Below are 21,445 nucleotides of genomic sequence, written 5' to 3' on the forward strand. Positions count from 1 at the left end.
GCCGACAAGCGGGGGCAAGGGGGCGCAGCCCCCAGACCGGCGCCCGCCCCGAGGCGAATATCGCAGCGCGGGTTCGGCGCCGGGAACGTACACTGGTCGGTCCAGCTCTCAGGCCGGTCCCCCTTGGGGGACCGGCCTTCTCGTCCCTCATGGAGGTGTGCCCGATGACCAGTACGGTTCCCGCTCTCGGTACCCGAACGGCCGAAGGCTCCGCTCTGCAGGCCGTTCTCCTCGACATGGACGGAACCCTCGTCGACACCGAGGGCTTCTGGTGGGACGCGGAGGTCGAGGTCTTCGCGGCACTCGGGCACACCCTCGACGAGTCCTGGCGGGACATCGTCGTCGGCGGCCCCATGACCCGCAGCGCCGGTTTCCTCATCGAGGCCACCGGCGCCGACATCACCCTCGCCGAGCTGACCGTGCTGCTCAACGACGGCTTCGAGGACCGCATCAGCCGCGCCCTGCCGCTGATGCCGGGTGCCGCCAGACTCCTCGCCGAACTCGCCGCCCACGACGTGCCGACGGCGCTCGTCTCGGCCTCGCACCGGCGCATCATCGACCGGATCCTCGGCTCCATCGGCACCCACCACTTCCGCCTGACCGTGGCGGGCGACGAGGTGGAGCGCACCAAGCCGCACCCCGACCCCTATCTGATCGCCGCCGCGGGCCTCGGCGCCGAGCCGGGCCGCTGCGCCGTCATCGAGGACACCGCGACCGGTGTGGCCGCCGCCGAGGCCGCGGGCTGCCGTGTCGTGGCCGTACCGTCCGTCGCGCCGATCGCCCCGGCCGCGGGCCGCACCGTGGTGCCGTCCCTGGAACAGGTCGACCTGCGGTTCCTGCACGGCCTGATGAGCCTCTGAGGAGCCGCCGAGAAGCGTGCCCGAACGGGCATGACAGCCGGTGAACCAGCCTCGGGTGGCTGAAATACCCGGGGCGCACGGCCAGTTGAAAGTGTGACGTTTCCCACGTCGAAGAGGGTCGACAGGTCCGCGAACCTGTGCCGGAGAGCCCTTACCCCCCGGGCGGGGCGTGACCTTGTGTCCTGATTGGGACGCCCGTGCACGAAACCTTCCGGTGTCGGGTTATCGGTGTGTCCACGCCCCGTATCACTGCGTGATGGCAGCTCAACTCCGGTCCCCTCCAATGCCTCTGGTGGTGCGGACTAATCTCGTCGCGAGAACATCGCCCCACCCCCCCCGTGACCCATCAACCCCACCCCGCCGTTGCCGGAAAACACGGGTATTCAAGAGTTCTGGAGAACGTCCAGCATGAACCGCAAGACTTTGGTGCTGCCGGCCCTGATAGGTCTGCTCGCCCCCACGCTCGCCGCGTGTGGCGGTTCGGGCAGCGGGGACAGCGACGACCCCATCGCGGTGGGCACCACGGACCGGTTCGCCGTCTCGAAGGAAGTCCCGGCTCCCTTCGACCCTGCGTACTCCTACGACGCCGGAACCTGGAACATCCTGCGGCAGACCCTGCAGACGCTCATGGCCATGCCGCGCGGGGGCGGCGAGCCGGAGCCCGAGGCGGCGCAGAAGTGCGGCTTCACCGACACCGGCAACGAGCGGTACGCGTGCACGCTGCGCAAGGACCTCAAGTTCGCCGACGGCAAGCCGCTGACCGCCTCCGATGTGAAGTTCTCCATCGAGCGGGTGCGGGACATGAAGGTCGCCAACTCCAGCGGTGTCGACGGCCTCGTGTCGAACGTCGAGACCATCGAGGTCCAGGGCGACCGCGGCGTCGTCTTCCACCTCAAGAGCCCGGACGCGACGTTCCCGTACAAGCTCGCCACGCCGATCGCGGGCATCGTCAGCCCTGATCGCTACAGCAAGACGAAGCTGCGCGACGGCTTCGACGTGGACGGCTCCGGACCGTACACCGTCAAGCAGGAAGTCAAGGGCGACCAGCTCGTCAAGGCCGTCTTCACCAAGAACCCCCACTACAAGGGTTCCTTCGGCCAGCAGAACGAGAAGGTCGAGCTGCGCACCTTCGTGAACGCGGCCGGGATGGGCAAGGCCCTCGACAGCGGCGACATCGACCTGATGACCCGCACCATGTCGCCGCAGCAGGTGAAGAAGCTGGACGAGAACCCCGGCAAGGACATCGACCTCGTCGAGATGCCCGGCCTGGAGATCCGCTACCTCGCCTTCAACACCAACGCCTCGACCGTCAAGAACAAGGCCGTCCGCCAGGCCATGGCCCAGATCGTCGACCGCGGCGCGCTCGCGAGCAGCGTGTACGGCTCCATGGCCGACCCGCTGTACTCGCTGGTGCCGACCACCATCACCGGCCACTCCAACTCGTTCTTCAACAAGTACGAGCAGCCGGACCCGAAGAAGGCCAAGGCACTGCTCAGCGAAGCGGGCATCGACACGCCCGTGAAGCTGACCATGCACTACACCACGGACCACTACGGCCCGGCCACGAAGAAGGAGTTCGAGACGCTGCAGCAGCAGCTGAACTCCACCGGCCTCTTCGACGTGAAGATCAAGGGCGAGATCTGGAACACCTTCCGCCCGGCGGAGCGCGAGGGCAAGTACGACGTCTACGGCATGGGCTGGTTCCCCGACTTCCCGGACGCCGACAACTTCCTCGCGCCGTTCCTCGACAAGGACAACTTCCTCGGTTCGCCGTACCGCAACAGCACCATCAACGACGAACTGATCCCCACCTCCCGGCGCGAGGCCGACCGCCTCAGCGCCAGCAAGAGCATCGAGAAGATCCAGGACATCGTGGCCGATGACGTCCCGGTGCTGCCCCTGTGGCAGGGCAAGCAGTACATCGCCGCACGTGACGACATCACGGGCGTCGAATGGGCTCTCAACTCCTCCTCGAACCTGCAGCTGTGGGAGCTCGCCCGCGGCGTGGGCGACTGACCGGCGCCCCACCGAGTACGGAAACAACGACAAGGCACGCAAGTGAAAATGCGCAACCAGTGGCTGGCCCTGCCCCTCACCTCCGGCCTGGCCGCCACCCTGCTGACCGGCTGTGGATCGGAGTCGGGCGGTTCCGCCGCCGACAGCGACTCCGTGGTGGTGGGGATGTCCGACGACGTCCTCGCCACCGACCCCGCCTCCGGTTACGACCCCGGCTCGTGGCTGCTGTTCAACAACGTCTTCCAGTCACTGCTGAGCTTCCCCAACGGCGCCACCCAGCCGGAGCCGGAAGCCGCGCGCAAGTGCCGCTTCACCGACCGGCAGACCAAGGTCTTCACCTGCACGCTGCGCGACGGCCTGAAGTTCAGCAACGGCAACGACCTGACGTCGAAGGACGTCAAGTACTCCTTCGACCGCGTCCGGGAGATCAACGACAAGACCGGCCCGGCGATCATGTTCCCGATGCTCGACGAGGTCGAGACGCCGGACGCCAAGACGGTCGTCTTCAAGCTGAAGTTCCCCGACGCGACCTTCCCGAGCAAGATCGCCTCGGGTGCCGGTTCGATCGTCGACCACCGCGAGTACCCCAAGGACAAGCTCCGCGCCGACGGCGAGGCGGTGGGCTCGGGGCCGTACAAGCTCGACTCGTTCGGCAAGGACGAGGCGGTCTTCTCCGTCAACTCCGGCTACGAGGGCACCGCCAAGACCCGCAACGACGGCGTCACCCTGCGCTTCTTCCACGGCGACCGCAAGGGTCTGAAGCAGGCGATCACCGACCACGACATCGACGTCGCCTACCGAGGCCTCGCCGCCGGGGACATAGCCGACCTGGAGAAGGGCACCTCCGACAGCAACATGGAGGTCGTCGAGGGCACCAGCGCCGAAGTGCAGCACCTGGTCTTCAACATGAAGGACCCGGTGGCCGGCAAGCTCGGCGTGCGCAAGGCCATCGCCTACCTCCTCGACCGCGAAGCGCTGGTCGACCAGGTGTACCAGGGCACGGCGACGCCGCTGTACTCGATCGTCCCGGCCGGCATCGGCGGCCACAACACCGCCTTCTTCGACACCTACGGCGCCCGCCCGCAGCGCGACAAGGCCGCCGCGGCCCTGCGCGGGGCCGGCGTCGACGGCAAGGCCAAGCTGACGCTGTGGTCCACGCCGTCCCGTTACGGCCCGGCCACCGACGAGGAGCTGCGCGCGATAGCCAAGCAGCTCAACGCCAGCGGCCTGTTCGAGGCGGATGTGAAGTCCGTCGAGTTCGAGCAGTACGAGAAGGACATCGAGGCCGGGAAGTACGGCGTCTACGTCAAGGGCTGGGTGCCGGACTACCCGGACCCGGACAACTTCACGCAGCCGTTCTTCGGCAAGGGCAACGTCCTGTCGAACCACTACGAGAACAGCGACATCACCGGGAAGATCATCCCGTCGACGGCCGCGCAGAGCGACCGCAACTCGACTGACACGGACTACGCCAAGCTCCAGGACATCGTCGCCGACGAGCTGCCCGTCCTCCCGGTCTGGCAGGCCAAGCAGTACGCGGTCGTGCAGGAGAACGTCTACGGCGTGGAGTCCTGCCTGGACGCGTCGACCGTCTTCCGCTTCTGGGAGCTCAGCAAGGACTGACGCCGCAGCTCAGGCCGAGGCCTGAGGTGAGGCGAGCGCGAGTGAGGGGGCGCCCACCGGGCGCCCCCTCACTCGTGCTCTTCGTTCGCCGCCTTGCCGCCGGGCTACTGCGCTCCCGGCCGGACGAGGCCGCTCTCGTAGGCGTACACCGCCGCCTGCACGCGGTCGCGCAGGCCGAGCTTCGTCAGGACGTGCCCCACATGCGTCTTCACCGTGGTCTCGCTGACGAACAGGTCCGCGGCGATCTCCGCGTTGGAAAGACCGCGCGCCACCAGCTTCAGGACCTCGACCTCGCGGTCGGTGAGGGTGTGCAGCGTGTCCGGGACCGGCTCGTCGCCCGAGGGGAGGTGCCCGGCGTACTTGTCGAGGAGGCGGCGCGTGATGCTCGGCGCGAGCATCGCCTCGCCCGCGGCGACCACCCGGATCGCCTGCACCAGCTCGTTCGCCGGCGCGTCCTTCAGGAGGAAGCCGCTGGCACCGGCGCGCAGCGCCTCCACCACGTACTCGTCGAGGTCGAAGGTGGTCAGGACGAGGACCTTCGCCGGACCGTCCCGGCCGGGTCCCGTGATCTGGCGGGTCGCCTCGACCCCGTCCATCCGCGGCATGCGGATGTCCATCAGGACGACATCGGGCTGCAACGCCCGGACCTGGTCGAGAGCCTGCAGACCGTCTCCGGCCTCGCCGACGACCGCGATGTCCTGCTCGGCCTCCAGGATCATCCGGAAACCCGTGCGCAGCAGCGGCTGGTCATCGACCAGTAGGACGCGGATGGCCACGTAACTCTCCTTCGCCTAGCTCGGGCCCATTCTGCCCTGCTCCGCGTCCGGCGACTCCGGCGGCCTCACCGGAAGGGGATACGGCGGCGGCGTGCCGCCGAATTCCGGACAGACCGCCTGGTGGTCGCACCAGCCGCACAGCTTCGTCGGCCGCGGTCGCCAGTTGCCCGTCTCCGTCGCCAGCACGATGGCGTCCCACAGCGCGAGCAGCTTGCGCTCGACCCGCTCCAGGTCCGTCGCTACCGGGTCGTACGTGATGACGTCGCCGCTGCCCAGATAGACGAGCTGGAGCCGGCGCGGGATCAGGCCTTTCAGGCGCCACACCACGAGGGCGTAGAACTTCATCTGGAACAGGGCGCCCTCCGCGTACTCGGGGCGGGGGGCCTTGCCGGTCTTGTAGTCGACGATGCGGACCTCGCCGGTGGGGGCGACGTCGACGCGGTCGATGATGCCGCGCAGCTTCAGGCCCGAGGCCAGCTCGGCCTCCACGAACAGCTCCCGCTCGGCGGGCTCGAGGCGGGTGGGATCCTCCAGCGTGAACCACCGCTCGACCAGCTTCTCCGCGTCGGCCAGCCACTGGGCCGCGCGCTCGCCCGCGCCGTCGTCGGCGAACAGCTCGGCCAGCTCCGGCTTGGCCTCGCGCAGGCGGTCCCACTGGCCGGGGACGAGCGCCTTGGCCCGGGGCGCGGTGCGCTCCGTCGCGGGCGCGTCGAAGAGTCTCTCCAGGACCGCGTGGACCAGGGTGCCCCGCGTCGCGGCCTCGCTCGGCTTCTCCGGCAGCTTGTCGATCACCCGGAAGCGATACAGCAGTGGGCACTGCATGAAGTCGCTCGCGCGCGAGGGCGACAGGGACGCAGGGCGCGCGGCCACCCTGACGTCGTCGGTCCTGGTTTCCATGACAACAGACCCTACGACCCGCCACTGACAACGGCCGCATACCATCGACGACAGACCCTCCCGCCCTGCATGATCGTGTGTGTACCGCGCCACAGCAGGAGCGGGGGACGCTTCGAACGAGGGGACATCGTGGACGAAAGCGGCGGCAGCGGCAGGCCGCAGTCCGACGAGCACGCGCCCGCCCAGGCGGAAGACGCGTCCGGCCAGGCGGAGACCGCGCCTGGCGGGGCGGCGAGTGCGTCCGGCCAGGCGGAGACCGCGCCCGGCAGCGCGGCGAGCGCGTCCGACGAGGTGCCGAGCGCGGCTGTGCGGGCGGAGAGCGCGCCCGTCCAGGCGGGGGAGGGGCAGGCCCGGGTCCGGCCCGATGGCGACAGCACCCCGGACCGTCCCGACAGCACCCCGGACCGTGCCGACGGGGCACCCGCCCGTGCCGACGGCGCACCCGCCCGTCCCGACGGGGCACCCGGCCGTGCCGACGGCGAGCCCGAAGCGGCGCCGAGCGCGGCACGCCCTGCGGCCGCCGACCCCGCGGCCGCCGACCCCGCAGCCCCCGTCGGCCCCGACACTCCCACCCGCGGCGAGCCCCGACCTCAGGCCCCCACCGCCCCCGTATCCATCCGCAAGCCCGACCCCGGCGACCGGCCCACCCCGGCCAGGGCCCCCGCGCCGACCCCCGAACGGGCCCACGCGCACCACACCGGTGAACCGCTCAAGGGCGCCAAGGACGGCGGGCGGGGCAAGGGCGACAAGGGGGACGCGGACGAGCCGAAGAACCCCGGCGGGGGCCTCCTCATGGGGCGCCCCTTCGGCGTACCCGTCTACGTCGCGCCCAGCTGGTTCCTCGTCGCCGCGCTGATCACCTGGGTGTTCGGCGGCCAGCTCGACCGCGTCCTGCCCGAGCTCGGCAACGCCCGCTATCTCGTGTCACTGTTCTTCGCCGTCGCGTTCTACGCCTCGGTACTCGTGCACGAGCTGGCCCACACCGTCGCCGCGCTCCGCTTCAAGCTCCCCGTGCGCCGCATCCAGCTCCAGTTCTTCGGCGGCGTCAGCGAGATCGAGAAGGAGAGCGAGACCCCCGGCCGCGAGTTCGTCCTCGCCTTCGTCGGACCCCTGCTCTCGCTCGTCCTCGCGGGTGTGTTCTACGTGGGCATGCGTGCCGTGGAACCCGGCACCGTGCCCGGCGTCCTGCTCGCCGGACTGATGATCTCCAACCTGATCGTCGCCGCGTTCAACCTCCTGCCCGGCCTCCCGCTCGACGGCGGCCGCATGCTCCGCGCCGTCGTCTGGAAGATCACCGGCAAACCCATGAGCGGCACGATCGCCGCCGCCTGGGTCGGCCGCGCGCTCGCCATCTCCGTCCTCATCGGCCTGCCGCTCCTCAACCAGTCCGGCGCCCTCGGCGGCGAGACCCAGGACATCGGCGGCATGGACACGGTCACCGACGCCCTGCTCGCCGCGATCCTCGCCGCCATCATCTGGACCGGGGCGGGCAACAGCCTGCGCATGGCCCGGCTGCGCGAGCACCTGCCCGAGCTGCGGGCCCGCGCGCTCACCCGCCGTGCCGTCCCCGTGGAGACCGACACCCCGCTGTCGGAGGCCCTGCGCCGCGCCAACGCCGCGGGTGCCCGCGCCCTGGTCGTGGTGGACACCGACGGCGACCCGCTGTCCGTGGTCCGGGAGGCCGCCATCGTCGGCGTACCGGAACACCGCCGTCCCTGGGTCACCGTCGGCGGCCTCGCCCAGGACATCACCGAAGGCATGCGTGTCCCCGCCGACCTCTCGGGGGAGGAGCTCCTGGACCGGCTGCGGGCCACCCCGGCGACCGAGTACCTGGTCGTCGAGACCTCCGGCGAGATCTACGGCGTCCTGTCCGCCGCCGACGTCGAGCGCGCCTTCGTCAACGCCATGGCCCGGCCCAGCTGACCGCGCCCGGGGCGGGCCGCGCGACCGCGGTGGTCGGCGGCCCCCGCCACGGCCGGTAGGCTGGTCACATGTCCGAACCGACCGGTGCCGCCCGCCGACGCGGGCCCTTCAAGGTCGGGGACCAGGTCCAGCTCACCGACCCCAAGGGACGCCACTACACGTTCACGCTCGAGGCCGGGAAGAACTTCCACACCCACAAGGGTTCCTTCCCGCACGACGAGCTGATCGGCGCTCCCGAGGGCAGTGTTGTCCGCACCACGGGGAACGTCGCCTACCTCGCGCTGCGTCCCCTGCTCCCCGACTACGTCCTGTCCATGCCCCGCGGCGCCGCCGTGGTCTACCCCAAGGACGCGGGGCAGATCCTGGCCTTCGCCGACATCTTCCCCGGCGCGCGCGTCGTGGAGGCGGGCGTGGGCTCCGGCTCGCTGAGCGCCTTCCTGCTGCGCGCCATCGGCGACCACGGCATGCTGCACTCCTACGAGCGCCGCGAGGACTTCGCCGAGATCGCCCAGCAGAACGTGGAGCGCTACTTCGGCGGCCCGCACCCCGCCTGGCAGCTCACCGTCGGCGACCTCCAGGACAACCTGTCCGACACCGAGGTCGACCGCGTGATCCTCGACATGCTGGCTCCCTGGGAGTGCCTGGAGGCCGTCTCCAAGGCCCTGGTGCCCGGCGGCATCCTGTGCGCGTACGTCGCCACCACCACGCAGCTGGCCCGCACCGTCGAGTCGATCCGTGAGATCGGCGGCTTCAACGAGCCGACGGCCTGGGAATCGATGATCCGCAACTGGCACATCGAGGGCCTGGCCGTCCGCCCGGACCACCGCATGATCGGCCACACCGGCTTCCTCCTCACCGCCCGCCGCCTCGCGGACGGCGTCGAGCCGCCCATGCGGCGCCGCCGCCCCGCCAAGGGCGCCTACGGCGAGGACTACACCGGCCCGAACGCCGACGGCGGCAGCCCCCGCTGACCGCCCGCCCGGACGCGCACCCCGCGCGCCCGGCGTACTCCGTACAACGCACCGGCGCCGCCGCCGAGTTCCCACCGGACCCCGGGAACTCGACGGCGGCGCCGCCGTGTTGGAGGCGTGCCCTCGCACGGGACCCCGGTGTTCCCCGGCGCCGTGAGGTGTGACAGCATGCTGGCCACCCCACCTCCACCGGCACAGCCCTCACAGGAGACACTCCTCGTGCAGCACCCCGCCGTCCCGGAACTGGCCCACACGGTGGACCGGCCGTGGGCCACCCGCCCCATCCACTGGGTGGCCACCGCCGCCGCGCTCGCCGCCGTCGTCGCGGCTTCGGGCTTCCTCCAGCCCGACCCGGCCACCGCCGCCCCGACCGACCCCAAGCCCGAGTCCAGGAGCGCCCCGGCACCTGCGCCCGCGCCCGACCCGGCCACCGTCACCTACCCCCTGGAATGCCCCGCCGAGTCCGTCGTCACCGAGAAGGCGACCGGCGACCTCGACGGCGACGGCCGCCCCGAGACCGTCGCCGCCGTGCGCTGCCAGGCCGGCTCCGGCAGCCCGCCGCACGCCCTGTACGTCATCACCCGGCCCCGCGAGGGCAAGCCGCGCGTCGTCGCGACCCTCCTCGACGCCAAGGAGCGCCGCACCGTCAGCAAGCTCGCGGTGCGCGGGGGCGCCGTGACCGCGACGCTCCTCGGCTACTCCTCGATCGATGTGCCCCGCTACCGCCCCGATCTCCGCGACGAGGCCAAGTGGCAGTGGAAGAACGGCGCGTTCACCCGCTCGACACCCGGCGAGACGCGCGGCGTGTGACGCACCCGGCGTCCCACGCGTCGCCGCTGTGGACGGCGCGTGGGCCCCGGGGACACCCGGCGTACACGAGGAGGGGCCCGTGGTTACCTTCAGACGGTAACCACGGGCCCCGTTTCGCTCACGCAGCGAAACAATTCGGTCACTCTGCGTCGGGGCCGTAGACCTCGACCTTGTCCGAAACCCGACGTACATGAATACAGTCGCCCGGGCACTCCTTCGCGGAGTCGGTGACGTCCCGCAGCAGCGGCAGGGGCACGGGCGTTGTCGCTCCCGGCGCCTGCAGCAGCTCGTCGTCGCCGCCCTTCACATAGGCCAGGCCATCGATGTCCAGCTCGAAGACCTCCGGCGCGTACTGGGCACAGATGCCGTCGCCGGTACACAGGTCCTGATCGATCCAGACCTCGAGCAGATCATGGCTCTCGCCGACGGTCTCCGCCTCGTGCTGCACGGTCATCTCTCCTGCCGAAACTGCGTCGAGCAGGGCCGACTTTGCTGCAAGTCCGGCCAGCCCTGACGGGTGTTGAACAGTTCGACCCTACAACCGGCGGCTTTCCGATGTTGTTGGGTGGGTATTCCCCTGGCGTGAGGGAGAGCGCAAGGGTGAAGATCGGACACACCCCCACCGTCTTTGTGATCTAGGGGTTTCAATCAGCACCCACCCAGGTAGGGTCAGGAAGCGTCCAGCTCCCCTTGGAGGAGGTGAGGACCGTGGCAGCCCACGACGACGACATCAACCGCGGCATCCGGCCGGGGCGAGGGTCTGAGGACCCAGCCGGTCAGGTTGCCTATCTCGAGCAGGAAATCGCCGTCCTGCGACGCAAGCTCGCCGACTCTCCGCGTCATACGAGGATTCTCGAAGAGCGGATCGTCGAGCTGCAGACCAACCTGGCAGGCGTGTCCGCGCAGAACGAACGGCTCGCCAACACGCTCCGCGAGGCCCGCGACCAGATCGTGGCCCTCAAGGAGGAGGTCGACCGGCTCGCACAGCCGCCGGCCGGCTTCGGAGTCTTCCTCACGGCGAACGAGGACGGCACTGCCGACATCTTCACCGGCGGCCGCAAGCTCCGTGTGAACGTCAGCCCGAGCGTCGAACTCGACGATCTCAGGCGCGGCCAGGAAGTCATGCTCAACGAAGCGCTCAACGTGGTCGAGGCCATGGAGTACGAGAGCGTCGGGGACATCGTCACCCTCAAGGAGATCCTTGAGGACGGCGACCGGGCCCTGGTGGTCGGGCACACCGACGAGGAACGGGTGGTGAGGCTCGCCGAGCCGCTCCTGGACGTCACCATCCGCCCCGGCGACGCCCTCCTGCTCGAGCCCCGCTCCGGCTATGTCTACGAGGTCGTACCGAAGAGCGAAGTAGAGGAACTGGTCCTCGAAGAGGTCCCGGACATCAGCTACGAGAAGATCGGCGGCCTCGGCGGTCAGATCGAGATGATCCGTGACGCCGTCGAGCTCCCCTACCTCTACCCCGACCTCTTCAAGGAGCACGAACTGCGGCCGCCCAAGGGCGTCCTGCTCTACGGCCCGCCCGGCTGCGGCAAGACACTGATCGCCAAGGCCGTCGCCAACTCCCTTGCCAAGAAGGTCGCCGAGGTCACGGGGCAGCCCGCGGGGAAGAGCTTCTTCCTCAACATCAAGGGCCCCGAGCTCCTCAACAAGTACGTCGGCGAGACCGAGCGGCACATCCGCCTGGTCTTCCAGCGCGCACGCGAGAAGGCGAGCGAGGGCACCCCCGTCATCGTCTTCTTCGACGAGATGGAATCCCTCTTCCGCACCCGCGGCAGCGGCGTCAGCTCGGACGTGGAGAACACCATCGTCCCCCAGCTGCTCGCCGAGATCGACGGTGTGGAAGGCCTGGAGAACGTCATCGTCATCGGCGCCTCCAACCGCGAGGACATGATCGACCCGGCCATCCTGCGGCCCGGACGCCTCGATGTGAAGATCAAGATCGAGCGCCCGGACGCCGAGGCGGCCAAGGACATCTTCGCCAAGTACCTCACCGAGCGCCTGCCGCTGCACTCCGACGACCTCGCCGAGCACAGCAGCGACAAGGCCGCCACCGTGCACGGCATGATCCAGTCCGTCGTGGAGCAGATGTACGCGGAGTCCGAGGAGAACCGCTTCCTCGAAGTCACGTACGCCAACGGCGACAAGGAAGTCCTCTACTTCAAGGACTTCAACTCCGGCGCCATGATCGAGAACATCGTCGGCCGCGCCAAGAAGATGGCCATCAAGGCCTTCCTCGAGCAGAACCAGAAGGGCCTCAGGGTCTCTCACCTCCTCCAGGCTTGCATCGACGAGTTCAAGGAGAACGAGGACCTGCCCAACACCACCAACCCGGACGACTGGGCCCGCATCTCCGGCAAGAAGGGCGAGCGGATCGTGTACATCCGCACGCTCGTCACCGGCAAGCAGGGCGCCGACACCGGACGCTCCATCGACACGGTGGCCAACACCGGTCAGTACCTGTAGATGGCAGGGCGGCTGCGGGTGCCCTCCACGGGTACCCGCAGCCGACTGTTTTCCGCCGGTCGCGGGCGCCTCGCAGCCGCGTCACCAACCCAGCGAGAGCAAAGCAGGAAATGATCTCCCCACCAGCGCAGAGGCGTTCTAGGCTCTTCCGTACCGCCGAGTCGCGCAGTGCGGGGACGGGCACCGCACACGCACCGGAGAACCAGCGGTACTTGAGCGGCGCCCCCGACCGAGGGCGCCGCCGGGCAAGGAGGGCCGCATGACCGTACGGCGAGTAATGGGCATCGAGACGGAGTACGGCATCTCCGTCCCCGGCCACCCCAACGCCAATGCCATGCTCACCTCGTCCCAGATCGTCAACGCCTACGCCGCGGCGATGCACCGGGCGCGACGCGCCCGCTGGGACTTCGAGGAGGAGAACCCGCTGCGGGACGCGCGGGGCTTCGACCTCGCCCGCGAATCCGCCGACGCCAGCCAGCTCACCGACGAGGACATCGGCCTCGCCAACGTGATCCTCACCAACGGGGCCCGCCTCTACGTCGACCACGCACACCCCGAGTACAGCGCCCCGGAGGTCACCAACCCCCGCGACGCCGTCCTCTGGGACAAGGCCGGCGAACGCATCATGGCCGAGGCCGCCGAACGGGCCGCCGCGCTCCCCGGCGCCCAGCCGATCCACCTCTACAAGAACAACACCGACAACAAGGGCGCCTCCTACGGCACGCACGAGAACTACCTGATGAAGCGGGAGACCCCGTTCTCGGACATCGTGCGCCACCTCACGCCCTTCTTCATCTCCCGCCAGGTCTTCGCCGGGGCTGGCCGCGTCGGCATCGGCCAGGACGGCCACGAGCACGGCTTCCAGCTCAGCCAGCGCGCCGACTACTTCGAGGTCGAGGTCGGCCTGGAGACCACCCTCAAACGGCCCATCATCAACACCCGGGACGAGCCGCACGCCGACGCCGAGAAGTACCGCCGCCTGCACGTGATCATCGGCGACGCGAACCTCTCGGAGATCTCCACCTACCTCAAGCTCGGCACCACCTCGCTGGTCCTCGCCATGATCGAGGACGGCTTCATCGCGGTGGACCTGGCCGTCGACCAGCCCGTGCGCACCCTCCACCAGATCTCCCACGACCCGACGCTCCAGCACCTGGTCACGCTCCGTAGCGGTCGCACGCTCACCGCGGTGCAGCTCCAGATGGAGTACTTCGAGCTGGCCCGCAAATACGTCGAGGAGCGGTACGGCGCCGACGCGGACGACCAGACCAAGGACGTCCTGTCCCGCTGGGAAGACGTCCTGAACCGCCTGGAGAACAACCCGATGAGCCTCTCCGGAGAGCTCGACTGGGTCGCCAAGCGGGAACTCATGGAGGGCTACCGGCGCCGTGACGGCCTCGACTGGGACGCCGCGCGCCTGCACCTGGTGGACCTCCAGTACGCGGACGTACGCCCCGAGAAGGGCCTCTACAACCGCCTCGCGGCCCGCGGCAAGATGAAGCGCCTCCTGGACGAGGGCGACGTGGAGCGGGCCCGCACCAAGCCGCCCGAGGACACCCGCGCCTACTTCCGGGGCCGCTGTCTGGAGCAGTACGCCGACGACGTCGCCGCGGCCTCATGGGATTCGGTCATCTTCGACCTGCCCGGACGGGACTCGCTCCAGCGCGTGCCCACCCTGGAGCCGCTTCGCGGAACGCGTAATCACGTCAAGGAGCTCCTCGACCGCTGCCGCACGGCGGAGGATCTGGTCCGGGTGCTCTCCGGGGGCTGAAAGGCGGCTGAAAGGCCGGCGGCGGGGGAATCACAGAGGTGGGCCCCGCACGTTGTACGAAGTGCGGGGCCGATGTCAGACCCGGCTTGTAGGGTCTGATCAAGAAACGTCTAACCGAGCGGGGTGAGGTAGATGGCGACCAAGGACACCGGCGGCGGACAGCAGAAGGCGACGCGTTCCACCGAGGAGGTCGAGGAGCAGACGCAGGACGCGCAGGCTTCCGAGGACCTCAAGGAGCGCCAGGAGAAGCTGAGCGACGACGTGGACTCCGTCCTGGACGAGATCGACGACGTCCTCGAGGAGAACGCAGAGGACTTCGTGCGCTCCTTCGTTCAAAAGGGTGGCCAGTAGGCCGCCTCTCCCTTGGTTTCCAAGGGCGGGCCAGGGCTGCCGAGTGCGCTGCGAAAGCGCGGCGGCCCATGTGGATCACTGCCGCGGGACGGGTAGGGTCCCTGGCGTACTGTGCTTCAACTGCAATTCGGCGATCGGCAAGTTGGGAGATGCTCCCGGCACCTTGCGCCGGGCCATCAGTTACCTGGAAGGAAACCCGTGGAAGCCAACACTCGAAAGCCCGGGCGTCTGCCGGCTGCCTTCCTGACCCCTGGTTCATCGTCCTTCATGGACTTTCTCTCCGAGCACCAGCCGGAAATGCTTCCCGGCAAGCGGCAGTTGCCGCCCACGCAAGGGGTGCTCGAGGCTCCGCACGGCACGACCATCGTGGCGACGACGTTCCCCGGCGGCGTGGTGCTCGCCGGTGACCGTCGCGCCACGATGGGCAATGTCATCGCGCAGCGCGACATCGAGAAGGTCTTCCCGGCCGACGAGTACTCGGCGGTGGGCATCGCGGGCACGGCCGGTCTCGCCGTGGAGATGGTGAAGCTGTTCCAGCTGGAGCTGGAGCACTTCGAGAAGGTCGAGGGCGCGACGCTGTCCCTGGAGGGCAAGGCCAACCGGCTCTCCACGATGATCCGGTCCAACCTGGGCATGGCGATGCAGGGCCTCGCGGTCGTCCCGCTCTTCGCGGGGTACGACGTGGACCGTGCCAAGGGCCGCATCTTCTCGTACGACGTGACGGGCGGCCGCAGCGAGGAGCACGGATTCGCGGCGACGGGCTCGGGCTCGGTCTTCGCGCGCGGCGCCATGAAGAAGCTGTACCGCGACGACCTGACGGAGGAGCAGGCGACGACGCTCGTCGTGCAGGCGTTGTACGACGCCGCGGACGACGACTCGGCGACGGGCGGTCCGGATGTCGCCCGGCGGATCTATCCGATTGTGACGGTGATCTCCGAAGAGGGCTTCCGGCGGCTGGCGGAGGCGGAGACCTCCGAGATCGCGCGCTCGATTCTGGCTCGTCGTCTGGAGCAGCCGGACGGTCCGCGCGCCGCGCTGCTCTGAGTGCCCGTAGTTGTTGTGTGAATTTTTGACAGAAAGGGACGGATAGCCGGTGTCGACGCCGTTCTATGTCTCACCCCAGCAGGCCATGGCCGACCGGGCGGAATACGCCCGCAAGGGCATCGCCCGCGGTCGCAGTCTGGTCGTGCTGCAGTACGCCGATGGCATTGTGTTCGTCGGTGAGAACCCGTCCCGTGCGCTGCACAAGTTCAGCGAGATCTATGACCGGATCGGTTTCGCCGCGGCCGGTAAGTACAACGAGTACGAGAACCTCCGCATCGGCGGCGTCCGCTACGCCGATCTGCGGGGATACACCTATGACCGTGACGATGTGACGGCCCGCGGCCTGGCGAATGTGTACGCGCAGACGCTGGGCACGATTTTCTCCAGCAACGCCGAGAAGCCCTACGAGGTCGAGCTGGTCGTGGCCGAGGTCGGCACGACGCCGGACGGCGATCAGATCTACCGCCTGCCGCACGACGGCTCGATCGTCGACGAGCACGGCTCGGTCGCGGTCGGCGGCAACGCCGAGCAGATCAGCACGTATCTCGACCAGCGCCACCAGGACGGGATGACGCTCGCCGAGGCGCTGAAGCTCGCGGTGCAGTCGCTGTCGCGCGACACCAACGGCAGTGAGCGGGAGATCCCCGCGGAGCGCCTGGAGGTGGCGGTCCTCGACCGTACGAGGCCGCAGCAGCGGAAGTTCAAGCGGATCGTCGGCCGACAGCTGGAGCGGCTGCTCGGCGAGGACGGAGCGACGGGCGGGGCGGAGGACGCGGAGGACGGCGCGGAGCCGGACGCCGGTTCCGAGACCGGCTCGGACTCCGGCTCCGACTCCGGTTCGGGCTCCGCAGAGAAGTAGGTCCGCGCCCCGCGGATCAGTGGTACATGGCCCCGTGGCCCGGCGTTCAGCGCCGGGACGCGGGGCTCTGTGCTGTCGAGCCGCGGACCACGAGGTGCGCGGGCAGGGCCGCCGGTTCGGGGGCGCGGCCGTCGAGGACGGCGATGAGGGTGGCCATGCCCTGCTCGCCGAAGCGCTCCGCGGGCAGGGCGACGGTGGTGAGTTCGGGCTCGACGGCGGTGGCGAGGGTCAGATCGTCGAAGCCGGTGACGCTGAGGTCGTCCGGGACGTGCAGGCCGAGGCGACGGGCCGCCTTGCAGACGCCCGCGGCGAGGATGTCGTCGTCGCAGACCACGGCGGTGGGGCGGGGGCCCGGTCCGCCGAGCGCGGCCTCGGCGGCGACGCGGGCGTCGTCGACGGTGAGGAGCGCCTTGGCGGTGCGCACGGTCGCGCCGCTGCCCCGGACGGCGGCGACGAGGGCGTCGCGGCGGACGTGGAAGGTCCAGGAGTCGACGTCGGCGGCCAGGTGCAGGAGGTCGCGGTGGCCGAGGGCGAGCAGGTGCTCGGTGGCCTGACGCATGCCGTCGGCGATGTCGAGGTTGACGGTGCTCGCGCCGAGGCTCCCGGCGGGGTCGCTGTCGAGCATGACGAGGGGGAGCTCGTCGCCGCGGATCGCGCCGAGGGCCTCGGAGGCCATGGAGGAGGCGAGGACGCCGTCGAGTGAGGCGCGGGCGGAGTCGAAGGGGTCGCGGGCCGGGGCGGTGAGGTCCGGCGTGGGGTAGAGGACGACGCCGAAGCCGTGCCGGGCGGCGACGCGGGCGGCGCCGGTGTGCACCCGCGCGAAGAACTCGTTGGTGAGGGCGGGCACCACGAGGAGCGCGGTGCGGGTGCGGCCCAGGCGGAGGTTGCGGGCGGCGAGGTTGGGCCGGTAGCCGAGCTCGCGGGCGGCGGCGCGGACGCGCTCGGCGGTGCGCTCGGCGACCCGGCCCTGCCACTTGTCGCCCAGGACGAGGGAGACGGTGGCCTGCGAGACCCCGGCGGCGCGGGCGACGTCACGGCTGGTGGGGCGGGGGGCCGCGGTGTCGCGCTGGGGTCCGGCCACGGACGTCTCCTGGTCGCTGCGGGGCGCCCGGCGCACGGCGGGCGCGCACGGGCAGTGGACTGGTGAACAGCGCACATGGTACGTATGACCTCGCGACGTTATACGTACAACTAAAGGCGCCTCGGCGCGCGGGCGGGCGAGGAGAGGCTCACAGATGGCTTCCGGTTACGGCGAGATCCTGCGCGCGCGGTACGCGACGCGCCTCCTTGCGGGCACCCTCGTGGGCCGCCTGCCGAACGCGACGGCGGCGATCGGCATCGTGCTGTTCGTCCGCGCGGAGGGCGGCTCGTACAGCCTGGCCGGTGCCCTCGCCGCGGTCTACGGAGTGGCGACGGCCGTGGGGCAGCCGCTGCTCGGGCGCCTGGTGGACCTGCACGGCCAGCCGCGCGTCATGCTGCCGGCGGCCGTCGTCTCGGGCCTCGGCATGGCGGCCTTCGCGTTCACCGGCCCCGACACGCTCCTCGCCGCGTACGCCGCGATGGTGGTCGCCGGTCTGTTCACGCCGCCGCTGGAGGGCGGCCTCAGGGCGCTGTGGCCGGACGTGCTGCGCAAGGAGAGCCAGGTGCACACGGCGTACGCGATGGACGCCGTGGCGCAGGAGGTCATGTTCACCGTCGGGCCGCTCCTGGTGACCGGGCTCGTGTCGCTGTGGTCGGCGAGCGCGGCGCTGCTCGTGGTGAACGCGATCGGTGTGCTCGGAGCCCTCTCCGTAGTGGTGTCACGCCCTTCGCGCGCGTGGCGGTCCGCCCCGCGTGAGGCGCACTGGCTCGGCGCGCTGCGCTCCCCGGGGCTGCTCGCGCTCCTCGGCGCGTTCCTGTTCGTGGGGACGGCGCTCGGCGCGATCACGGTGGCGGGGGTGTCGTACGCGGACGGGCACGGCGGTGACGCGGTGTACGGCTGGATGATGGCGGCCCTCGGCCTCGGGGCGCTGGTGGGCGGGACGGTCTACGGAGCGCGGCAGTGGAGCGGCGCCCCGGAACGGCGCCTGGTGCTGCTCGTCGCGCTGCTCGCGGTCTGCTACGTGCCGCTGGTCCTGATGCCGGGCGCGGTGGGGATGGTGGCGCTGACGGGGCTCGCCGGGGTGTTCCTCGCGCCGGCGCTCGCGTGCGCGTTCATCGTCGTGGACCGGCACGCGCCCCGGGGCACGGTCACGGAGGCGTTCTCGTGGTTGGTGACGACGTTCACGGTGGGCACGTCGGTCGGGACGGCGGCGGGCGGTCCCGTGGTCGAGTGGGCCGGGACGCGGTGGGGGTTCGCGGTTCCGGGGCTCGCGGGTGCGGCGGCACTGCTGGTGCTCGTGTGCACGGGGCGGGCGTTCGCATCCGCAGGTGTGGGCCCGGTGGTTGCGGGTTCATCGGAAAATGATCGAAACGGTGCTGCCGAACCCGGTTTCAGTGCGGGGCATCGGGCGTAATGTTCAGTCATGGACCGCCGCATTTTCGGGCTGGAGAACGAGTACGGCGTCACGTGCACGTTCAGGGGACAGCGCCGTCTGTCGCCTGACGAAGTGGCGCGCTACCTCTTCCGCCGTGTTGTGTCATGGGGCCGCAGCAGCAACGTCTTTCTGCGGAACGGCGCCCGCCTGTATCTCGACGTGGGTTCACACCCGGAATACGCCACACCCGAGTGTGACAACGTGACCGAGCTGGTCACGCACGACAAGGCAGGCGAGCGCATTCTGGAAGGCCTGCTCGTCGACGCCGAACGCCGCCTGCACGAGGAGGGAATCGCGGGCGACGTCTATCTCTTCAAGAACAACACCGACTCGGCGGGAAACTCCTATGGTTGTCATGAGAACTATCTCGTGGCCCGGCACGGGGAGTTCTCGCGTCTCGCGGACATCCTGATTCCGTTCCTCGTCACCCGGCAGTTGCTGTGCGGCGCGGGCAAGGTGCTGCAGACCCCGCGCGGCGCGGTGTACTGCGTGAGCCAGCGCGCGGAGCACATCTGGGAGGGTGTGTCGTCGGCGACGACACGCTCACGACCGATCATCAATACGCGTGACGAACCGCACGCGGACGCCGAGCGCTACCGCCGCCTGCATGTGATCGTCGGCGACTCGAACATGTCCGAGACGACCATGCTCCTGAAGGTCGGCGCGACCGATCTCGTCCTGCGGATGATCGAAGCGGGCACGGTGATGCGGGATCTGACGCTGGAGAACCCGATCCGGGCCATCCGCGAGGTCAGCCACGACATCACGGGCCGCCGCAAGGTCCGCCTGGCCAGCGGCCGCGAGGCCTCCGCCCTCGAGGTGCAGCGCGAGTACTACGAGAAGGCGGTCGACTTCGTCGAGCGCCGCGGCATCCGCACCGGCACGGTCGAGCAGGTCCTGGAGCTCTGGGGCCGCACGCTCGACTCGATCGAGAGCGAGGACCTGGACCGCATCGCCACCGAGATCGACTGGGTGATGAAGTACAAGCTCATCGAGCGGTACCGCGCCAAGAACAACATGACGATGTCGCACCCGCGGGTCGCGCAGATAGACCTCGCCTACCACGACATCCACCGCCGCCGGGGCCTGTACTACCTCCTGGAGAAGAAGGGGCAAGCCGCCCGGATCTGCAACGACTTGAAGATCTTCGAGGGCAAGTCGGTGCCGCCGCAGACCACCCGGGCCCGGCTGCGCGGCGACTTCATCCGGCGCGCCCAGGAACAGCGCAGGGACTTCACGGTGGACTGGGTGCACCTCAAGCTCAACGACCAGGCGCAGCGCACCGTGTTGTGCAAGGACCCGTTCCGTTCCGTCGACGACCGGGTGGAGAAGCTCATCGCCGGAATGTGAGCCGGGCATGACCGCCGGGTGACGAGCCCGCGGTCGGTGGGTGGCCGGATTGTGGCCCACGAGACGCCAGGGTGTTGTGGGAACGCAACGCGGGGCGCCGTACGTTCCTCGTACGGCGCCCTTCTCACTGCGTAGAGTTGCGCGCACGCCAACCCACAAGATCGATCGATACGAGGCCCCCACCGTGCGCCGACGCTCACTTCTCCTGGCCGTTCCGGCCGGCCTGCTGACCCTGGCCGGATGCGGCGACGACGACAAGTCCGACAAGGCCAAGTCCAAGGACAGCCCGTCCCCGTCGAATTCCACGCCGCCGAAGGCGAAGATCGTCGACGGCCCCGTGCCCGCCGTGACCAAGGGCACCAAGTTCGGCGAGAAGCCCACGGTCGCCAAGGGCTCCGGCAAGCCGTCGACCGACCTCGCGGTGAAGACGCTCATCGCGGGCAAGGGCGCCACGGTCGCCAAGGGCGACTACCTCCAGGCCCACTACCTGGGCCAGATCTGGGACACGGCCAAGGTCTTCGACAACTCCTACGACCGCAAGGCCCCGACGATCTTCCCGATCGGCGTCGGCCAGGTCATCCCGGGCTGGGACCAGGCCCTGGTCGGCAAGAAGATCGACAGCCGCGTCGAGCTCGCCATCCCCCCGGAGCTGGGGTACGGCAAGCAGGGCAACAAGCAGGCGGGCATCAAGGGCACCGACACCCTGGTCTTCGTCGTCGACATCGTGAACACGTTCAGCACGAAGAGCTCCGCCAAGGGCAAGGAAGTCGCCCAGGACAACAAGGACCTGCCGAAGATCGGGACGAACACCGACGGCAAGGCCCCCTCCATCGACGTGCCGAAGACGGACGCCCCGAAGAAGGTCGCGTCGGCCTATGTCATCGAGGGCGACGGCGACGAGGTCAAGGAGAGCGACACCCTCCTCTGCCAGTACAAGGGCGTGCTGTGGGCGGACGGCAAGCAGTTCGACTCCTCGTACAAGAGCGGTCAGCTCGCGCAGTTCTCGCTGGCGCAGGTCATCCCCGGCTGGCGTGAGGGCCTGAAGGGCAAGAAGGTCGGCAGCCGCGTCCTGGTGGTCGTGCCGCCGAAGGAGGGCTACGGCGACAAGCCGCCGCAGGGCAGCTCCATCAAGAAGGACTCCACGCTGGTCTTCTCCGTGGACATCCTCGCCAAGAGGTGATCACCCCTGGGACGGATGGCAGA

19 protein-coding genes are annotated in these 21,445 nt (G+C 69.7%); 15 read left to right on the top strand and 4 right to left on the bottom strand.

The window, feature by feature from the left end:
• Nucleotides 1-164: 164 nt before the first annotated feature.
• The 3 genes from OO63_RS01040 to OO63_RS01050 all read left to right on the top strand — a co-directional run bounded on the left by OO63_RS01040 (nucleotide 165) and on the right by OO63_RS01050 (nucleotide 4,499).
• Nucleotides 165-860 (top strand): HAD family hydrolase, encoded by a 696-nt coding sequence (locus tag OO63_RS01040; RefSeq protein WP_030356231.1) that lies wholly within the window; start codon nucleotides 165-167, stop codon nucleotides 858-860.
• Between the two features lie 408 nt (nucleotides 861-1,268).
• The gene (locus OO63_RS01045) at nucleotides 1,269-2,876 is read left to right on the top strand and encodes an ABC transporter substrate-binding protein (RefSeq protein WP_030356232.1); all 1,608 of its coding nucleotides are present in this window, start codon (nucleotides 1,269-1,271) and stop codon (nucleotides 2,874-2,876) included.
• 42 nt (nucleotides 2,877-2,918) lie between these two features.
• Nucleotides 2,919-4,499, top strand: a complete 1,581-nt coding sequence (locus tag OO63_RS01050; RefSeq protein ID WP_030356233.1) for an ABC transporter substrate-binding protein — start codon at nucleotides 2,919-2,921, stop codon at nucleotides 4,497-4,499.
• 104 nt (nucleotides 4,500-4,603) lie between these two features.
• On the opposite strand, the gene OO63_RS01055 is transcribed toward OO63_RS01050, so the two are convergent.
• Both OO63_RS01055 and OO63_RS01060 read right to left on the bottom strand, forming a co-directional pair.
• Nucleotides 4,604-5,275 (bottom strand): response regulator, encoded by a 672-nt coding sequence (locus OO63_RS01055; protein WP_030356234.1) that lies wholly within the window; start codon nucleotides 5,273-5,275, stop codon nucleotides 4,604-4,606.
• A gap of 15 nt (nucleotides 5,276-5,290) precedes the next feature.
• Nucleotides 5,291-6,172, bottom strand: a complete 882-nt coding sequence (locus tag OO63_RS01060) for a RecB family exonuclease (RefSeq protein ID WP_030356235.1) — start codon at nucleotides 6,170-6,172, stop codon at nucleotides 5,291-5,293.
• Nucleotides 6,173-6,301: 129 nt separating this feature from the next.
• Between OO63_RS01060 and OO63_RS01065 the strand changes: the two genes are divergently transcribed.
• From OO63_RS01065 to OO63_RS01075, 3 genes are all read left to right on the top strand, one after another.
• Entirely contained in the window at nucleotides 6,302-8,095 is a 1,794-nt protein-coding gene (locus OO63_RS01065) for a site-2 protease family protein (RefSeq protein WP_030356236.1), read from the top strand.
• Nucleotides 8,096-8,163: 68 nt separating this feature from the next.
• Nucleotides 8,164-9,066, top strand: coding sequence for a tRNA (adenine-N1)-methyltransferase (locus OO63_RS01070; RefSeq protein WP_016639459.1), 903 nt, complete (start codon nucleotides 8,164-8,166; stop codon nucleotides 9,064-9,066).
• Between the two features lie 219 nt (nucleotides 9,067-9,285).
• The gene (locus OO63_RS01075) at nucleotides 9,286-9,876 is read left to right on the top strand and encodes a hypothetical protein (RefSeq protein WP_030356237.1); all 591 of its coding nucleotides are present in this window, start codon (nucleotides 9,286-9,288) and stop codon (nucleotides 9,874-9,876) included.
• A gap of 139 nt (nucleotides 9,877-10,015) precedes the next feature.
• Here OO63_RS01075 and OO63_RS01080 read toward each other — a convergent pair whose 3' ends face one another.
• Nucleotides 10,016-10,330, bottom strand: coding sequence for a ferredoxin (locus OO63_RS01080; RefSeq protein WP_030356238.1), 315 nt, complete (start codon nucleotides 10,328-10,330; stop codon nucleotides 10,016-10,018).
• Nucleotides 10,331-10,584: 254 nt separating this feature from the next.
• Here OO63_RS01080 and arc point away from each other — a divergent pair, with 254 nt between their 5' ends.
• From arc to prcA, 6 genes are all read left to right on the top strand, one after another.
• Nucleotides 10,585-12,351: a proteasome ATPase gene (gene arc, locus OO63_RS01085; RefSeq protein WP_030356239.1), complete on the top strand. Its 1,767-nt coding sequence runs from the start codon at nucleotides 10,585-10,587 to the stop codon at nucleotides 12,349-12,351.
• Nucleotides 12,352-12,610: 259 nt separating this feature from the next.
• Nucleotides 12,611-14,122 carry a depupylase/deamidase Dop gene (dop, locus tag OO63_RS01090; RefSeq protein ID WP_338106312.1) on the top strand — a complete coding sequence of 504 codons (1,512 nt, stop codon included), beginning with the start codon at nucleotides 12,611-12,613 and terminating at the stop codon, nucleotides 14,120-14,122.
• 132 nt (nucleotides 14,123-14,254) lie between these two features.
• Nucleotides 14,255-14,473, top strand: coding sequence for a ubiquitin-like protein Pup (locus tag OO63_RS01095; protein ID WP_030356241.1), 219 nt, complete (start codon nucleotides 14,255-14,257; stop codon nucleotides 14,471-14,473).
• Between the two features lie 43 nt (nucleotides 14,474-14,516).
• Entirely contained in the window at nucleotides 14,517-14,720 is a 204-nt protein-coding gene (locus tag OO63_RS43060) for an endonuclease VII domain-containing protein (RefSeq protein WP_257791642.1), read from the top strand.
• Nucleotides 14,672-15,517: a proteasome subunit beta gene (gene prcB / locus OO63_RS01105; RefSeq protein WP_030356243.1), complete on the top strand. Its 846-nt coding sequence runs from the start codon at nucleotides 14,672-14,674 to the stop codon at nucleotides 15,515-15,517. Before OO63_RS43060 ends, prcB begins: the two co-directional genes overlap by 49 nt.
• A 49-nt stretch (nucleotides 15,518-15,566) precedes the next feature.
• The gene (gene prcA, locus OO63_RS01110) at nucleotides 15,567-16,376 is read left to right on the top strand and encodes a proteasome subunit alpha (protein WP_030356244.1); all 810 of its coding nucleotides are present in this window, start codon (nucleotides 15,567-15,569) and stop codon (nucleotides 16,374-16,376) included.
• A gap of 46 nt (nucleotides 16,377-16,422) precedes the next feature.
• On the opposite strand, the gene OO63_RS01115 is transcribed toward prcA, so the two are convergent.
• Nucleotides 16,423-17,457 (bottom strand): LacI family DNA-binding transcriptional regulator, encoded by a 1,035-nt coding sequence (locus OO63_RS01115; RefSeq protein WP_030356245.1) that lies wholly within the window; start codon nucleotides 17,455-17,457, stop codon nucleotides 16,423-16,425.
• A gap of 154 nt (nucleotides 17,458-17,611) precedes the next feature.
• On the opposite strand from OO63_RS01115, the gene OO63_RS01120 reads away from it, so the two are divergent.
• The 3 genes from OO63_RS01120 (at nucleotide 17,612) to OO63_RS01130 (ending at nucleotide 21,422) form a co-directional block, all read left to right on the top strand.
• Nucleotides 17,612-18,871 carry an MFS transporter gene (locus OO63_RS01120; RefSeq protein ID WP_030356246.1) on the top strand — a complete coding sequence of 420 codons (1,260 nt, stop codon included), beginning with the start codon at nucleotides 17,612-17,614 and terminating at the stop codon, nucleotides 18,869-18,871.
• A 9-nt stretch (nucleotides 18,872-18,880) separates the two neighbouring features.
• Nucleotides 18,881-20,242, top strand: a complete 1,362-nt coding sequence (gene pafA / locus OO63_RS01125; RefSeq protein ID WP_030356247.1) for a Pup--protein ligase — start codon at nucleotides 18,881-18,883, stop codon at nucleotides 20,240-20,242.
• A gap of 184 nt (nucleotides 20,243-20,426) precedes the next feature.
• Nucleotides 20,427-21,422 (top strand): FKBP-type peptidyl-prolyl cis-trans isomerase, encoded by a 996-nt coding sequence (locus OO63_RS01130; protein ID WP_030356248.1) that lies wholly within the window; start codon nucleotides 20,427-20,429, stop codon nucleotides 21,420-21,422.
• The last annotated feature ends 23 nt before the right edge of the window (nucleotides 21,423-21,445 follow it).

Origin of the sequence: Streptomyces alboflavus (assembly GCF_000716675.1) — a bacterium.
GTDB classification, from domain to species: Bacteria; Actinomycetota; Actinomycetes; order Streptomycetales; family Streptomycetaceae; genus Streptomyces; species Streptomyces alboflavus.

Bases quoted from the DNA above. Each gene is read 5' to 3' on its own strand.
- OO63_RS01040 (WP_030356231.1), top strand. From the start codon at position 165: ATGACCAGTACGGTTCCCGCTCTCGGTACCCGAACGGCCGAAGGCTCC.
- OO63_RS01045 (WP_030356232.1), top strand. From the start codon at position 1,269: ATGAACCGCAAGACTTTGGTGCTGCCGGCCCTGATAGGTCTGCTCGCC.
- OO63_RS01060 (WP_030356235.1), bottom strand. From the start codon at position 6,172: ATGGAAACCAGGACCGACGACGTCAGGGTGGCCGCGCGCCCTGCGTCC.
- OO63_RS01070 (WP_016639459.1), top strand. From the start codon at position 8,164: ATGTCCGAACCGACCGGTGCCGCCCGCCGACGCGGGCCCTTCAAGGTC.
- OO63_RS01080 (WP_030356238.1), bottom strand. From the start codon at position 10,330: ATGACCGTGCAGCACGAGGCGGAGACCGTCGGCGAGAGCCATGATCTG.
- dop (WP_338106312.1), top strand. From the start codon at position 12,611: ATGACCGTACGGCGAGTAATGGGCATCGAGACGGAGTACGGCATCTCC.
- OO63_RS01095 (WP_030356241.1), top strand. From the start codon at position 14,255: ATGGCGACCAAGGACACCGGCGGCGGACAGCAGAAGGCGACGCGTTCC.
- OO63_RS01120 (WP_030356246.1), top strand. From the start codon at position 17,612: ATGGCTTCCGGTTACGGCGAGATCCTGCGCGCGCGGTACGCGACGCGC.
- pafA (WP_030356247.1), top strand. From the start codon at position 18,881: ATGGACCGCCGCATTTTCGGGCTGGAGAACGAGTACGGCGTCACGTGC.